Source organism: Serratia sp. BNK-33-b, assembly GCF_048684565.1.
Taxonomy (GTDB): Bacteria; Pseudomonadota; Gammaproteobacteria; order Enterobacterales; family Enterobacteriaceae; genus Serratia; species Serratia marcescens.
In genome coordinates, this window is record NZ_JBLQTZ010000001.1 from 807,681 (window position 1) to 822,683 (window position 15,003).

Genomic DNA, 15,003 nt, shown 5'->3' on the forward strand with positions numbered 1-15,003 from the left:
TTGATTGATTGAACGGTCAATCAATACTCTATATGCTGCGAAAATGTCAAATAAATGACGATAGAATGTTAATTAAAAGTTGCATTTAAATCGTCTGTCTTTCGCATCATGGAAGCCTGCCAATGACAACAAAAACTCCTCCATCGCTTGACGAAGAACCTGTCAGATTGAATGTTCCGGTATTTTTCGGCCTCGGCGGCGGTGATCCTGCTGCTGGGATCGCTGGTCGTGCTGTTTCCCGCTGCCAGCAAACAGTGGTTGAACGCCGCGCAAAGCTGGGTCGCCGACGTGTTCGGCTGGTACTACATGCTGTTGATGGTCGCCTGCATGGTGTTCGTCTTCTGGCTGGCGCTGTCGCGCTTCGGCCATATTCGCCTCAGCCAGGATGACGAACCGCCGCAGTTCAGCTATCCCTCGTGGGTGGCGATGCTGTTCTCGTCGGGCATCGGCATTGCGCTGGTGTACTACGGCGCCTACGAACCGCTGGATCACTTCCTGTCGCCACCGGAAGGCAGCGGCGGCACCGTGCAGGCGGCGCGGCAGGCGATGGCGCTCACCTTTTTGCACTGGGGGCTGCACGGTTGGGCGCTGTATGCGCTGATCGCCACCGCGCTGGCCTATTTCGCCTATTGCCGCGGCCTGCCGTTGGCGCTGCGCTCTGCGTTATACCCGATCTTCGGCGAGCGTATCCACGGCGGCGCCGGCCATCTGGTGGACAGTTTCGGCATTCTGGTGACGGTGATTTCGATGGTGACCAACCTGGGGATCGGCGCGCTGCTGGTGAACTCGGGGCTGTTTTATCTGTTCGACATTCCGCAAAGCACCGGCGTGCTGCTGGCGCTGATCGTGGTGATGATGGTGGTGGCCACGCTGGCGGCGGTCACCGGCGTCGAGAAGGGCATTGCCATGCTGTCGAACATCAACGTCGGCTTCCTGTGCCTGTTGCTGCTGTTCGTGTTTCTGGCCGGCCCGACGCTGAATCTGCTCAACGGCATGTTGCAGAACCTTGGCGATTATCTCACTTCGCTGGTCAGCCGCAGCTTCGATATGTATCTGTACGGCAAGGCGCGCCAGTGGCAGGGCGCCTGGACGTTGTTCTATTGGGCCTGGTGGGTGGCGTGGGCGCCGTTTGTCGGGCTGTTCATCGCGCGCATTTCCAAAGGGCGCACCATTCGTGAACTGATCTTCGGCGTGTTGCTGATCCCGTTGGGCTTCACGCTGGCGTGGCTGTCGATCTTCGGCAATACCGCCATCAGCCTGGTGTTGGAAGGCGGGCAGGCGATCCTCGGGCAGGTGGCGCAAAGCGATCCGCCGATGGCGGTGTTCAAGCTGTTCGAATACCTGCCCTATACCCAGCTGACCGCCGGTTTTGTGGTGGCGATCAGTTTCGTGCTGTTCCTGACGCCGGTCGATTCCGGCACGCTGATGATAGCGAACCTCTCCTGCCAGGGCGGTTCCGCCCACGATGACGCGCCGGCCTGGCTGCGGGTATTTTGGGCGGCGGTCACCACGTTGATCTGCGCCGGGTTGCTGTACGCCGGCAGTTTCAGCGCGATGCAGACTGCGGTGGTGCTGTGCGGCCTGCCGTTCTCGGCGGTGATCGTGTTGTACATGGTCAGCCTGCGCAAGGATCTGCGCGGTTACGCCATGACGCCGGCGCTCCCCTGAGGCGGTTTATTCGTCCGCGCGCGGCCGGTGATGCACGTATTCGATAATCGTGCCGTCCGGCAGGCGGGCATTGAAACAGGCGCCGGTGGGCACTTCCACCGGGCCAAAGAAGATATCGGCTCCGGCGGCCAGCAGCCGCTGATGGTAGGGATAAATGTCATCGACCAGCAATGTGCCGACGGTGCTGCGGAAAGGGCGCAGGCTTTCTTCCGAGCCTTCCAGGATCAGAAACGGCCCCACCGCCGCCAGCACCAGCCGATGCGCGGGAAAGTCGAAACGCATATCCGCTTCCACGCCGTGCAGCTGCTCGTAAAACGCGATGGCGCGGTCGATCTCGCCTTCGTCGACGTAGACCCGGATCAGCACGCGCGGCACGCGCAGCGATGAAGAGTCGGCGGTTTTGCGCCAAAAGCCCGCTTCTGTCAGTTTTGCCGTCATTGCTCATTCCCCATGGTGGCTCGTTTCCCCGTCATCATGCCGCCGTTTGGCCGCAGGGATTAGACTGAGTTGTTATGAACCAGCAGCGGCGGAAATAAAAAAGCCCCGGTAACGGGGCAAAGACCAGCTCAGGTCGGAATAGCGGGCTAAAGCGGGCGTCAGGCGCGATGGAATTCCGGCAACACCAGTTGACCGATCTCCTGCATCGTCTCTTCCAGCGGCCGCTGGTTACGGCGGAAATGCAGGCCGATGTGGTTGACCCCGGCGTCACGCATGGCGCTCAGTTCCTGAATCAATCCATTACGGCCGCTCTTGATGCCGAAGCGATGGCGCTGAATCGGCGCGTCGGCGTTATCGGTGAGGTCGAGATGAATAAAGCTGACGTAGGGCTTGTCACCGGCTACGTTACGCCAGAGTTTGACCCGCGAAACGTGGTCCGCAGGCGTGCCGGGATACGACAGCCAGCCATCCATATTTTTGCCCACCCACTCGGGCGTTTGCTGCGCCAACCCGGCGACCAGCAGCGGCGGCGGCGGCGTGGCCGGCAGCAGGCGCAATCCAGGCTGGAGCGCGCTGTCGGCTTCCCCTTTGAGAATGCCGACGCTGGTGCGGAAGTTTTCACCGCGCGCGGCGTAATCGGCGCCGAACAGCGGGTACTCCACGGGGCGATCGCCGCTGGCGACGCCGAGCAGCAGACGATCGCCGCTCAGCGTTTGCAGCGTGGAAGCCGCTTTGCGCACCAGCCACGGCTGGCGCAGCGGCAGCACCACGGCCGCGGTGCCCAGCAGAATATTGCGCGTCAGGCTGGACAGGTAGCCGAGGTAGGTAAAGGTCTCAAACACCTGCGCGGCGTCGCCGAAGTCCGGATCGTACAGCGGCACGTCGCGAACCCAGGCGGCGCGAAAGCCGAGCTCATCGGCCAGCTTGATGCGCGCAGCATGTTCGCTCATGTCCGGCACGCCGAACGGTCGCCCGTCCTGCTGGCGTTTCAGCTGCCCGCTGGTGGACCAATCGTTGTCCAGCGGCAACTCGATGCCGATGGAAAGCGGCTCCCAGGTTAGTCTTTCGATGCTCATGTGTCACTCCGTCTCAGGCCTTGCGGCGCGGTGTCGAACGATGGCCCGAAGTGTTGCATGGCGCTAAATTGAGATAAACAGCCCTAATCGCAATAGATAATTGCTGTTGCGAGCATAATTGCTTTGCAGGATACGGCATGATTGCCGTGATTTACGTCACGCTCTGCGCTTTTGCTATTGTCCAGATGAAATTATGTAACCCTGCCAATAGCCTTTCCCTCATAAGAGTTAGTTTGTTGTGCGGCAATAAAATAAAACCAAATGATTCAATAGATAAAAGTAAAACTGAATATTCCCCAGCGTTCATTCAATACGGATAAAAAATTAATAAGCCTGAAGAGTGATCGTTGAGATTATTCGGGAATGGCGTGGAAATAGGCATTTTTAACCGAAGAAAAATACCCGTTATTATTTTATTGTCTGTAAAAACAGAGGGGTAAAATATCTTTTTGTGATAATGCGATTTTGAAATAGTACCGAATAAAAACTTCATTCGTCTCTAAGAAAGCGCCGGTTGACAGACCGCCGGCTTACGATAATTTTATGTCATTAACATGTTAATGAGTTGTTGTCGTGACGGAGGGCCAATATCTCTCTTGGCCGTGCGCTTAACACACTTATGCCATGGCGGCTTGCCATTCATAAGTTAACTTATGGACACATGACGCTATGAATACATCGCCAGAGCCTCGCAGCGCATTAAGTGAAGAGAACCGGTTGCTGATTATTTTATTTTTCGTTTTCGGCTGTGTGTTCGTCGATCGTCTGACCATCTCGTTTCTGTTTCCGATGATTGCCGCCGACCTCAAGCTCAGCAACGTGCATCTCGGCACCCTGTCGGCGGTGCTGGCGTTAACCTGGGCGCTGTCTGGCGCCGGGCTGGGGGCGATAGCCGATCGTTTTAATATCCGTAAACCGATGCTGATCTTGTCGATCCTGGTGTTTTCGCTGTTCTCCGCGCTGTCGGGGTTGGTCAGCGGCTTTGCCATGCTATTGATCTTCCGAGCGTTGATGGGGATCGCCGAAGGGCCGGTATTGCCGATCGCACAGTCGTTGATGGTGGAAAAATCGCAGCCGCAGCGCCGCGGTTTCAACATGGGATTGATCCAGGGCGCGGCGCCGGGGCTGCTGGGCGGCATTATCGCGCCGCCGCTGATCATCTATCTGGCGCAGAAGTGGGGCTGGAGCATGGCGTTTCACCTGACCGCCGTGCCGGGCATCATTCTGGCGTGGCTGATCTATCGCTATGTGAACGGCAAGAAGGATCCCGCTTTCAGCGCCCCGCCGGCGGTCGACAAGGCGGCGAACAAAGGTGCTTACGGCGAGCTGTTCAAAATCAAGAACGTGGCGCTGTGCATTCTGATCTCCTGCGTGTTCGTCACCTGGTTCATGATCATCATTACCTTCACCCCCAACTTTTTGGTGACCGACCGCGGCTTCGGCGAAGGCACGATGGGCGGCATCATGAGCGCCATCGGCGCCGCCTGGGTCTTCTGGGGCGTGGCGGTGCCGGCGATTTCCGATCGCTTCGGCCGCAAGCCGACGCTGATCTTCTTTTCGCTGCTGGCGGTGTGCTGCCCGCTGTTCCTGAGCTACGTCGATAACCCGTGGCTGCTGGGCGTGCTGGTGTTCCTGTCTTATACCGGCCTTGGCTGTTTCACGCTGTTTATGGCCACCATCCCGTCTGAAACGGTGTCGCCGGCTCGCATCGCTACCGCGTTGGGGCTGGTGATGGGGATTGGCGAGGTGATTGGCGGCTGCCTGGCGCCGTTTATCGCCGGGCTGATCGCCGATCGCTACGGGCTGGTCAGCGTGATGTGGCTGGCGGCCGCCGGCGCCGTGTGCGCCGGCGTACTGAGTTGTTTTCTCGATGAAACCGCCCCTGCCGTGGTGAACCGCCGAGCGGTGAAACCGGCGGGCGTCGCTGACGTCTGAGGCGATTTTCATCCCATTCAATCAAGGAGAGCGAAGATGTCAGCAGAACCATCCGTACTGAATCAAAATGCCGAACCGGACTGGAAGAATTACGACGATTTCGCGCGCGGCATCGACACCAACCGGCTGCCGGGCACTCAGGACTGGCGCGGCAAAACGTTGCAGATCGCCTTTGAAGGCGGCGGGGAAATCACGCTGCGTTTCAGCGCCGATCGGCAGCGGGTGCTGTGGGCCTGGGGCGGGGAGAGCGGCGAGGACGCTTACGAAGAGGTGCAAACCTCCGCCGCGCGCTATTTCTTCAATATTCCGCTGCAGACGCCGGGCAACGAATGCCTGACGCTGGTGCTCAACCGCGACAGCGGCCGGGCGCTGCTGGTGCGCAGCACGTTGCTGCCCGAGCAAACGGTGGAAAAGGGATCTCGCCTCAAGCAAAGCTTCCACGTTGGGCAGATTGCCGGCGTCACGCCGGGCGGCGTCGCGCCGCATCTGACCCGCGAGCTGATCGGTTATCGCACGCTGAATGTCTACAGCCCCAACCACTATTACGAACACTTCTACGTCAACACCGAGCGCTACGCCTGGCAAAACCTGCGCGGCGAACAATTCGGCCACGGCGACATGGACTACGCCACTTACTACAAGTTTGAGGACGAGATGTTCCTGTTCACCTTCCGGGAAAAGATTATCCCGGTGTGCTCGGTGTTCTTCTTCGACTTTGTCTCCGGGCGCTGCACCGGCACCTTCCTCGGGTTGGACGCCGCCGGCCGGGTGTTGGTGTCACCGGCCGGGGCGTTCATCAGCAAGATGAGCTACAACGCCTACCCGGAAGGGGTACAGCCGCTTTGATTCAGGCGTTTCTGACCAGCGATCCGGCGTTGATCTCCGCAATGGTTTTCGCGCCGGTGAGCGTCATGGCGACGCGCATCTCTTTGTCGATCAGATCCAGCAAGTTAGCCACCCCGGCTTCGCCGGCCGCCGCCAGCGCATAGACGAAGGCGCGCCCCAGCAGCACGCTGTCGGCGCCCAGCGCGATCATGCGCACCACGTCCAGGCCGCTGCGGATGCCGGAGTCGGCCAGCAGGGTGATGTCGCCTTTCACCGCGTCAGCGATCGCCGGCATGGCGCGCGCGGTCGACAGCACGCCGTCCAGTTGGCGGCCGCCGTGGTTGGAGACGATGATGCCGTCGGCGCCGAAGCGCACCGCGTCTTTGGCGTCTTCCGGATCCAGAATGCCTTTGATGATCATCGGGCCGTCCCAGAACTCGCGGATCCACTCCAGATCTTTCCAGGAAATCGACGGATCGAAGTTGGCGCCCAGCCAGCCGATGTAATCTTCCAGGCTGGTCGGTTTACCGCGGTAGGCCGAGACGTTGCCCAGGTCGTGCGGCTTGCCGAACAGGCCGACATCCCAGGCCCACTGCGGATGGGTAAACGCCTGCAGCACGCGGCGCAGGGCGGCGTTGGGGCCGCTCATCCCTGAGTGGGCGTCGCGGTAACGGGCGCCGGGTACCGGCATGTCGACGGTAAACACCAGCGTTTTCACGCCGGCGGCTTTGGCGCGCTCCAGCGCGTTGCGCATAAAGCCGCGATCTTTCAGCACGTAGAGCTGGAACCACATCGGCCGATCGATCGCCGGCGCCACCTCTTCGATCGGGCAGACCGACACGGTGGACAGCGTGAACGGGATGCCTTTTTTGGCCGCGGCGCGCGCGGCCTGCACTTCGCCGCGGCGGGCGTACATGCCGGTCAGCCCCACCGGCCCCAGCGCCACCGGCATCGCCAGCTGCTCGCCGAACAACGTAGTCTCCAGGCTGAGTTCGGACATATTGCGCAGCACGCGCTGGCGCAAGGCAATATCGGCCAGATCTGCGGTATTGCGCTTCAGCGTATGCTCCGCGTAGGCCCCGCCGTCGATATAGTGAAACAGAAACGGCGGCAGTTTGGCCTGGGCGGCGGCCCGGTAGTCGGTTGACGCGGAGATGATCATAGTGTTTACCTTCTTTTCTTGCTTGCGATAACGAGTGTTCGGTCAGAGCGTGAGGATCGTTGCCATACCGGCCGCAATCCCGCCGTACGCCAGCATCGGCAGTACGGTCTTTCTGATGATTTTGCCTTCGGCGTTGCCGATCCCGAGGATCGAACAGACCGCGATAATGTTGTTCAGGCACACCATGTTGCCCATGGCGCCGCCGACGGACTGCAAGGCCAGCGTCAGGTTGACATCAAGACCGCTGCTCTGGGCGATCGACTGCTGAATGCCGCCGAACGTCAGGTTCGAAACGGTATTGGAGCCGGAGAAGAACGAGCCCAGCGCGCCGAGGAACGACGAGAACAGCAGCCAGCTGTCGCCGGTCAGCGCCGCCAGCGCTTTACCGATCAGGATCACCGGCGCGTTGTCGCCGCCCTGCATCATCAGGTTAACCATCACCAGCGCGCCGAACAGGGCGATAAAGGGCCGCGCGATGCGCCCGCCGGTTTCGCTGAACATTTGCCGCACCTGGCCGCTATTCAGACGGAACAGCGGAATACACAGCAGCACCACCAACAGGAACGGGATCAGCGCCGGGACATACAGCGTTTTGTAGCCGGCGGCGGCGGCGGTGCCCAGCACCTGCTGCAGTTCGACGATCAGCGCCCGGCTGATGCGCAGCTCCCCGAGCCAGCCGAGGTTTTCCTGCCACAGCAGCGCGGTGTTGTTGAGCAGCGCCTTGAGGCCCAACTGGTGGACGCGCGTCACTATCAGAATAGCAATCAGCAGCAGGGTCGGGGTCATGGCCTTGACCACCTGCATGAACGGCACCGCCTGCGCGGCGCTCTGCGGTTTGTCGCCGCGGGCGAGGCCGATGCCACCGCGCGCCAGCAGCACCGACAGAGCCAGGCCGATCGCGCCGCCGACCAGCGCCGGGAACTCATAGTTCACCTGGGCCAACAGCAGATAGGGCAGGGTGCAGCTCAGCACGCTGAGCAGGATAAACGGCAGGTTGCGGCGGATATCCTGCCAGGAAACGATAAAGCGCAGCGCCAGCAGAGGAATGACGAAGCCGGCGACAACGTGGATCAGCGCGGTTTGCCGGCCGATATCCAGCAGGCTGGCGTCCGACAGGCCGAGGTTGGCAAAGCCGAACCAGGTGGGGGTGCCTACGGCGCCGAAGGAGACCGGCACCGAGTTCATCACCAGCGTCAGCAGGGCGACGCGCAGCGGGTTGAAGCCCAGCCCGACCAGAATCGGCGCGGCGATGGCGGCCGGTGTGCCGAAGCCGCTGGCGCCCTCGATCATAAAGGCGAACGCCCAGCCGATAATCATCAGTTGGGCCACGGGATTGGGGCTGATGGTTTCCAGCCAGCGGCGCACCACGTTTTCCGCGCCGCTTACCTGCATCAGTTTGTTGAGCAGGATGGCGCCGGCAATGATGGTGATCGGCGTCAGCGTCGACACCAGCGCGGTGATGATATTGGCATGCAGCAGCCGCAGCGAGGCATCGAACCACAGGAGCTGTACGGCATACACCACGGCGGCCGTCAGCGGCAGGGCGAGGTAAGAGGGCACGCCATTCCTTTTAGTCATCATCCAAATCAGCAGGATGATGGGCGCAATACTGAAAAGCAGGGGCATAAGATCCTCAGGGTTATTATTTTTATGGGCAGAGAGATGTAGCTGAAAGGTTAATTACCGCAACATTTTCATTCTAATCACAACGTTGGCGATGATGCCATGCGGTAATTTTTTAACATCGGCGAACGGCGTCGGGACAGGGAAAAACGCCGGTAGAAGGGGTTAAATTAATTGATTTAAAATCAGCATGATAGGGAGTGTTGATGTGCGATAAGTGCGCGAGCTCACATTAATTAGGCAGTAATGTTCAATAGATTATGTCCAAAAATGCCGTAATCCCCGCGGTCTTTTGCGGTAGCGGGGAAATAATCCGAGAGGAAAACTCAAAAATAATGGCTGATATTTTGGTAGGAACCGATGATATGTTCGATCAGCAGACGGGTTTTTAACGGCAGATTGCGGGTGTAAGGATAAACGGCGTAAATGCCCAGCACTTTGCCGCAGTGGCCGGCCAGGATCTCCGTCAGTTTACCGTCCTGCAAATCTTCATACACCATGCAGCGCGGCACCATGGCGATGCCGTGGCCGCCGATCACCGCTTTGCGGATCGCCCGCGCATTGTTGGCCGACAGGTTGCCGTTAACCTGCAGCTCGTAGATGTCGTTGCGCCCCGGCCGCTTCATCAGCCAGTTGGCGGTGCCGCTCTCTTGGTAGGTGTAGGTCAGGCAGTTGTGGCTCAGCAGATCGTCGGCGCTGCGCGGTTCCGGGTGGCTTTCCAGGTAGCCCGGCGAGCAGACGATCACCCAGCGGGAATCGAAGATCGGCCGGGCAATCAGGCTGGAGTCCGGCATGGTCCCGGTACGGATCGCCAGATCGATGCCTTCTTCCACCAGATCGACGAAGCGGTTTTCCAGCCGCATTTCGACCTTCAGGCTGGGATGCAGGGCGCAAAATTCCGCCACGCTTTCGCTCAGCAGCAGCTCGCCCGAAATGGTCGGCACCGACATGCGGATGGTGCCGGTCAACTCTTCGCTCTTTTCGCTGACGGCGTACAGCGCCTCCTGCACTTTGGCGCCGATCTCTTTGGCCTGTTGGTAGAGCGCCTGGCCGCTTTCGGTCAGCGTCAGGCTGCGGGTGGTGCGGTACAACAGGCGGGCGCCCAGCGATTTTTCCAACCGCCCGATGCGTTTGCTGACCACCGAGCTGGTGATGCCGGCGCTCTCCGCGGCTTTGCTGAACGAGCCGCAGTCGACAATCAGGGCAAACAGAATCAGGTCGTTGGCGTATTCGTGAGTCGCGAGCATAATCGGCTGTTCCCTTCAGCGGCAAGTGGCGCCAGTGTAAGTCTCTCGTTTCAATAAGCAATCATCAAAATGCCCTTGGCGTCGAAATCAGAGGCTGCGCGAGCAATGAGAATTCGTCTTGATCTCATTCTCGCGCCGCTTACAATGCCTGCCAGATCGCGACTTCAGAGGTTTTTTCATGGAACTGCTACGGGTGGTTTATCACCAGTATCGTTGGCCATTTCTGGCGGTTATGGCATTGACCATGACCAGCGCCGGCTTGGGCATCGGTATCATTGCGTTTATCAATCAATACCTGATGGACGCCGGCGGCGATGCATTGGCTGTGCTGCCGATGTTTCTCGCCCTGCTGGCATTGCTGATGGCGGTCACGCTGGGATCGCAATTGGCGCTGACGACATTGGGCCATTACTTCGTCTACCGCCTGCGCGGGCAGTTAGTGAAACGCATCCTGGATACCGATATTGAACGCCTTGAACAGTTAGGCAGCGCCTCATTGTTGGCCAGCCTCTCCAGCGATGTCCGCAATATCACCGTCGCCTTCGTGCGCTTGCCCGAACTGGTGCAAGGGGTGATTTTAACCCTGGGGTCGGCGGCCTATCTGGGGTGGCTATCGCCGAAAATGCTGGCGGTGACGGCGGTGTGGGTCGCCGTCACCGTGGTGGGCAGCGGCTGCCTGGTCTCGCGGGTTTATCGCCATATGGCCAGTTTGCGCGAGTCGGAAGAGCGCCTCTATCATCATTACGAATCGGTGATTGACGGTCGCAAGGAACTGACGTTAAACCGCAAGCGAGCGCAGGCGCTGTACGAACAGACCTATCAACCCGATGCGCAAGCTTACCGCCACCATATCATTCGCGCCGATACCTTCCATTTGAGTGCGCTCAACTGGTCAAATATCATGATGTTGGGGGCGATCGGACTGGTGTTCTTTATGGCTAACAGCCTGGGATGGGCGGACTCGGCGGTGGCCGCCACGTATTCCCTGACGCTGCTGTTCTTGCGCACGCCATTACTGCAGGCGGTCGGGGCGTTTCCGACGCTGGTCAGCGCCGAAGTCGCCTTCAACAAGCTGAAGACGCTGCGCCTGGCCGAGTACCAACCGGCGTTTCCTGCCGCCGCAGGCCGTTCCTGGCAGACGCTGGAGCTGCGCGACGTGGTTTTTCACTATGCCGATACGGCGCAACAGCCCGGTTTTGCCGTCGGGCCGCTTAATCTGACGCTGCGGCGTGGCGAGCTGGTCTTTTTGATCGGCGGCAACGGCAGCGGCAAGTCAACGCTGGCGATGCTGTTGACCGGGTTGTACCGGCCGGTGAGCGGGCACATCGTTCTGGATGGCGTCGCACAGACCGCGGCGGATATGCCGGGCTATCGTCGGCTGTTTTCGGCGATTTTCACCGATTTTCATCAGTTCGATCGTTTGCAAGGGCCGGAAGGCGGCGAGCCCGATGCGGAACTGGTCGCCGGCTGGCTCGAGCGGTTGAATATGAAAAGCAAACTGCAGTTCGACGGCGCCAGGGTGACCAACCCGCAACTGTCGCAGGGGCAGCGCAAGCGTCTGGCTTTGCTACTGGCCGTGGCGGAACAGCGCGATATCTTGCTGTTGGATGAATGGGCCGCGGATCAGGATCCGCAATTCCGGCGCATTTTCTATCGCGAGCTGTTGCCAGAACTGCGCGCGCTGGGCAAAACGGTGTTTGCCATCAGCCATGACGATCACTATTTCGAACACGCCGATCGGCTGCTTGAGATGCGCTCGGGTCATTTACGTGAGCTGACCGGCAGCGAGCGTGAACACGCCAGCCGGGATTCCGTCAGCAGAATCGGTTAACTCACACCGGCCCGAGCGAGACTAAAGCGGGCCGGTGCTTCTCTCCGCATGATCCCAGTACGTCGCTTCATTTTATCCCCCGCCTTCAGCGCTGTCTGTTGCCGATTTGGCTTATGGCCAGTCAAGTAATTGATAGTTGAATTATTTACCAGTGGTTTAATTTTGACCTTTAAAGATATGGCACACTGCACGTTCGTTCGCCTATCAATTCAAGTTATCGCCTGCCGATAACAGTGATATCCACGGTGCCGTTCTTACTGAGGCGGTGATGCAGGTCTATGGCTAGCAGCTGTTTTTTAAATTTCCATAGGAAAAAACTACTTTATCGATCGTTAAAACAGATCGATAATTGTGGTTTGAATGGTTTAATCTATTGGTTGAGGGCGCTGTGGTGAGCAAGGATGGATCTGATATCAAACGTAGAGCATGGCTGTGTGTGTTTATCGGTAGCGGGCTGTTCTGGCTGTTAACCGCCGCCGTGATTTATTGGTTACTGAGTTAGCAGGTTAAGCAGGAAGGCGATTCGTGAACAAAAAGCAGGCTAAAAACCGTGAGGGCGCTGAGCGTCGCGCACAGTCCAAAATTCCGCCGTCATGGGTGCTGAGCGATGAGCAGCGCGCCTTTATTGAAGATTTATGGCAGGACACCGACTCTGAGCCGGCGCGGCCCCCATTGCGCCGCAGCGTTAGCTGATCACGCGGCTGCGGCCGGCCAGCGCGCCGAACAGCATTTGCAAGACGGTCAGGCTCAGCAGGGCGATCAACGGCAAGCGCCAGCCTTCCGTCAGATCGTGCAGCAGGCCGAATAGGGTGGGCCCCAGCGCCGCCAACAGATAACCGACGGATTGCGCCATACCCGACAGCAGCGTCGCCTGATGATGATGCTGACTGCGCAATCCAAAGAACGACAGCGCCAGCACCAGCGAACTCCCCGCCCCCAACCCGGCAAACGTCAGCCACACCAGTGAACTGGCGGGTTGCACCAATAATCCCCCGACGCCGATGAAGATCAGCAGCGAGCTGCCCAACGCTATCGCCCGCTGATCGCGCGCCCGCGGCAAAATCACCACCATGACAAAGTTGGCGACGATCGCCACCACCTGGTAAACGAACAGTTCGAAACCCGCCTGCTGAGCGGAGGTGCCGTGGCTGGCGGCAAAAGCGCTGAACCAGCCGATGATGGTGTAGAAGGCGATCGATTGCAGCCCCATGAACATCGCCACTTGCCAGCCCAGCGCGCTGCCCCAGGGAGAGCGATAGCGTTGCGGCTCCGTCGGCTGCGGCTCTCTAGTGGCGGGAGTGGCGGAGCGCCGCAGTTGCGGCAACCACACCAGCAGCGCCAACAGCGCAGGCAAGCCCCAGCATAACAAGGAGAACCGCCAGCCAAGGTCGGCCAGCGAAGCCAGCGGCACGGCCAGACCGGAAGCGATGGCGGCAACCAGCGACATCACCGCCGCATAGGCGGCGATCATCGCGGCGGCGCGATGTGGGAAATCTCTTTTCACCAGCGTCGGCAGCACTACGTTGGCGAAGGCGATGGCGGCGCCGATCAGGATGCTGCCCGGCCATAGCATGGCGTCTTGCGGCAGGGAGCGCAGGGCGATGCCGCAGATCAGCAGCGCGAGGGCGAGGCCCAGGGTGCGCTCAATACCGATGCGTTTCGCCAGCGCCGGGGTCAACGGCGAGAGGATGGCGAACAGGATCAGCGGCAGCGAATTGATCAGGCCGGCGGCGGTGGCGGACAACGCCAGCTGTTGCTGGATCTGCTCCAGCAGCGGGCCGACGCTGGTCAGGGCGGCGCGCAAATTGGCCGCGATCAGCATAATGCCGACGATAAGCAGAATAGGGCGGTGTAACCGGCGACGCGGGGTCGCGGTGGACGCTGGGGGTGAAGCGGGTTGCGGCATGGGTTCCTCGCACCAAGGCATGCAGTCAATCAGTGCTGCATGGCGTGATGCGTTGATTGACGTTAACGCTTACGTACCGAAAATCGACGGTATCCGATCGCCAGTGTAGGGAAGATGGCTCGTGCTGACAAGGGTACGGCCCGGCGGGATGGCGGCGGTTAATCCCCGCCGGCCGCCGGATAATTGCCATTATGTGATCTTGGTCACTGAGTGAACTAAAAGTCATGGCGCGGAGCGCACCATGCGCCGCTTTCGCTTTCCGTGCAGCCCACGCCTCAGCGCTCCGGGGGTATCGCCCGTCATGGCATTTCACTTTTTCCCCCTTCCGCTTTTGGGCTTTTCGATCCGTTTCGATTCGAAAGGTTTTTTGGCGGTTTTTTTGCTAAAACGGGGCTGTAATCCCGATCACAATTTCATTGCTTTCGCTTTGCTGTAATGCGAGCGCAGTAGAGCGAAAGCCATCTTCTCCCCGGCGATGCCGGAAACCTGAGGACCGCAGCTCATGCCAGTGAATACCGCAAAGCGACGTGAACACATTATCGATCTGTTATGCGAGCACGGCAGCGTGCGCGTGGAACAGCTCAGCAAACAGTTTGCGGTATCCACGGTGACGATCCGCAACGATCTGCGCTTTCTGGAACGAAAAGGGTGTGCGCTGCGCGCTTACGGCGGCGCGATGCTCAATCAGCAATTCGCTTTCGATCGGCCGCTGCGGGACAAAGGGCGGTTGAATCGCGACGTCAAAACGCTGATCGCCAACGCGGCGGCCGGCTATGTGCGCGACGGCGATGCGCTGATCCTCGATTCCGGTTCAACCACCGCGCAGATCGTGCCGTTCCTGAAGGGGCGGCGCGATCTGGTGGTGATGACCAATGCGCTGAACATTGCCTACGAGCTTTCGGGAAACGACGGGGTGGAAGTCATGGTGCTGGGGGGCAGCGTGCGCCGCAACTCTTACTCGCTCTACGGTCCGGCTGCCGAGCAGCAATTGCGTCAGTACCGCTTCGACAAGCTGTTTTTGGGCGTCGACGGGTTCGATCTGAGCGCCGGCATCACCACGCCTCACCCCGGTGAAGCGCACCTCAATCGCGTGATGTGCGAGGTGGCGCGCGAGATTATCGCGGTGGCGGATGCCAGCAAATTTGGTCGCAAGAGCTTTTGCATGATTCGCGAAGCCGGACAAATCCATCGGCTGATCACCGACAGCCGTCTTCCGGACGATTACGAGCGGGCGTTAACCGAGCTGGGCGTGGAGGTCATCATCGCCGATCGGTAGCAGGGCGCCTGCATGG

12 protein-coding genes are annotated in these 15,003 nt (G+C 59.7%); 6 read left to right on the forward strand and 6 right to left on the reverse strand.

Going from position 1 to position 15,003, the window contains the following annotated elements; all coding sequences use genetic code 11:
• The first annotated feature begins 171 nt into the window (after positions 1 to 171).
• Positions 172 to 1,668: a BCCT family transporter gene (locus ACMGGK_RS03795; RefSeq protein ID WP_420276701.1), complete on the forward strand. Its 1,497-nt coding sequence runs from the start codon at positions 172 to 174 to the stop codon at positions 1,666 to 1,668.
• Between the two features lie 6 nt (positions 1,669 to 1,674).
• Here the strand turns inward: ACMGGK_RS03795 and ACMGGK_RS03800 are convergent, their stop codons facing one another.
• Both ACMGGK_RS03800 and ACMGGK_RS03805 read right to left on the reverse strand, forming a co-directional pair.
• Complete coding sequence (locus ACMGGK_RS03800) at positions 1,675 to 2,106, reverse strand: VOC family protein (RefSeq protein WP_016929947.1); 432 nt, start codon at positions 2,104 to 2,106, stop codon at positions 1,675 to 1,677.
• A 158-nt stretch (positions 2,107 to 2,264) separates the two neighbouring features.
• The gene (locus tag ACMGGK_RS03805) at positions 2,265 to 3,182 is read right to left on the reverse strand and encodes a TIGR03571 family LLM class oxidoreductase (protein ID WP_420276702.1); all 918 of its coding nucleotides are present in this window, start codon (positions 3,180 to 3,182) and stop codon (positions 2,265 to 2,267) included.
• 717 nt (positions 3,183 to 3,899) lie between these two features.
• Here ACMGGK_RS03805 and ACMGGK_RS03810 point away from each other — a divergent pair.
• Both ACMGGK_RS03810 and ACMGGK_RS03815 read left to right on the forward strand, forming a co-directional pair.
• On the forward strand, positions 3,900 to 5,117 hold the full coding sequence (locus tag ACMGGK_RS03810; RefSeq protein ID WP_079450546.1) for an MFS transporter: 1,218 nt from the start codon (positions 3,900 to 3,902) through the stop codon (positions 5,115 to 5,117).
• A 36-nt stretch (positions 5,118 to 5,153) separates the two neighbouring features.
• Entirely contained in the window at positions 5,154 to 5,963 is an 810-nt protein-coding gene (locus ACMGGK_RS03815; protein ID WP_016929945.1) for a MoaF C-terminal domain-containing protein, read from the forward strand.
• A 1-nt stretch (position 5,964) separates the two neighbouring features.
• Here ACMGGK_RS03815 and lldD read toward each other — a convergent pair whose 3' ends face one another.
• The 3 genes from lldD to ACMGGK_RS03830 all read right to left on the reverse strand — a co-directional run bounded on the left by lldD (position 5,965) and on the right by ACMGGK_RS03830 (position 9,974).
• Complete coding sequence (gene lldD / locus ACMGGK_RS03820; protein ID WP_033632193.1) at positions 5,965 to 7,104, reverse strand: FMN-dependent L-lactate dehydrogenase LldD; 1,140 nt, start codon at positions 7,102 to 7,104, stop codon at positions 5,965 to 5,967.
• Between the two features lie 42 nt (positions 7,105 to 7,146).
• Positions 7,147 to 8,730 (reverse strand): L-lactate permease, encoded by a 1,584-nt coding sequence (locus ACMGGK_RS03825; RefSeq protein ID WP_420276703.1) that lies wholly within the window; start codon positions 8,728 to 8,730, stop codon positions 7,147 to 7,149.
• Between the two features lie 323 nt (positions 8,731 to 9,053).
• Positions 9,054 to 9,974, reverse strand: coding sequence for a LysR family transcriptional regulator (locus ACMGGK_RS03830; protein ID WP_016929942.1), 921 nt, complete (start codon positions 9,972 to 9,974; stop codon positions 9,054 to 9,056).
• A gap of 178 nt (positions 9,975 to 10,152) precedes the next feature.
• Here ACMGGK_RS03830 and ACMGGK_RS03835 point away from each other — a divergent pair, with 178 nt between their 5' ends.
• Both ACMGGK_RS03835 and ACMGGK_RS03840 read left to right on the forward strand, forming a co-directional pair.
• Entirely contained in the window at positions 10,153 to 11,805 is a 1,653-nt protein-coding gene (locus ACMGGK_RS03835) for a multidrug ABC transporter permease/ATP-binding protein (RefSeq protein ID WP_028127677.1), read from the forward strand.
• Between the two features lie 388 nt (positions 11,806 to 12,193).
• On the forward strand, positions 12,194 to 12,307 hold the full coding sequence (locus tag ACMGGK_RS03840; protein ID WP_049232362.1) for a YmiA family putative membrane protein: 114 nt from the start codon (positions 12,194 to 12,196) through the stop codon (positions 12,305 to 12,307).
• A 183-nt stretch (positions 12,308 to 12,490) separates the two neighbouring features.
• On the opposite strand, the gene ACMGGK_RS03845 is transcribed toward ACMGGK_RS03840, so the two are convergent.
• Positions 12,491 to 13,711 (reverse strand): CynX/NimT family MFS transporter, encoded by a 1,221-nt coding sequence (locus tag ACMGGK_RS03845; RefSeq protein ID WP_420276704.1) that lies wholly within the window; start codon positions 13,709 to 13,711, stop codon positions 12,491 to 12,493.
• 502 nt (positions 13,712 to 14,213) lie between these two features.
• Between ACMGGK_RS03845 and agaR the strand changes: the two genes are divergently transcribed.
• Positions 14,214 to 14,987 (forward strand): transcriptional repressor AgaR, encoded by a 774-nt coding sequence (gene agaR / locus ACMGGK_RS03850; protein WP_004931804.1) that lies wholly within the window; start codon positions 14,214 to 14,216, stop codon positions 14,985 to 14,987.
• The last annotated feature ends 16 nt before the right edge of the window (positions 14,988 to 15,003 follow it).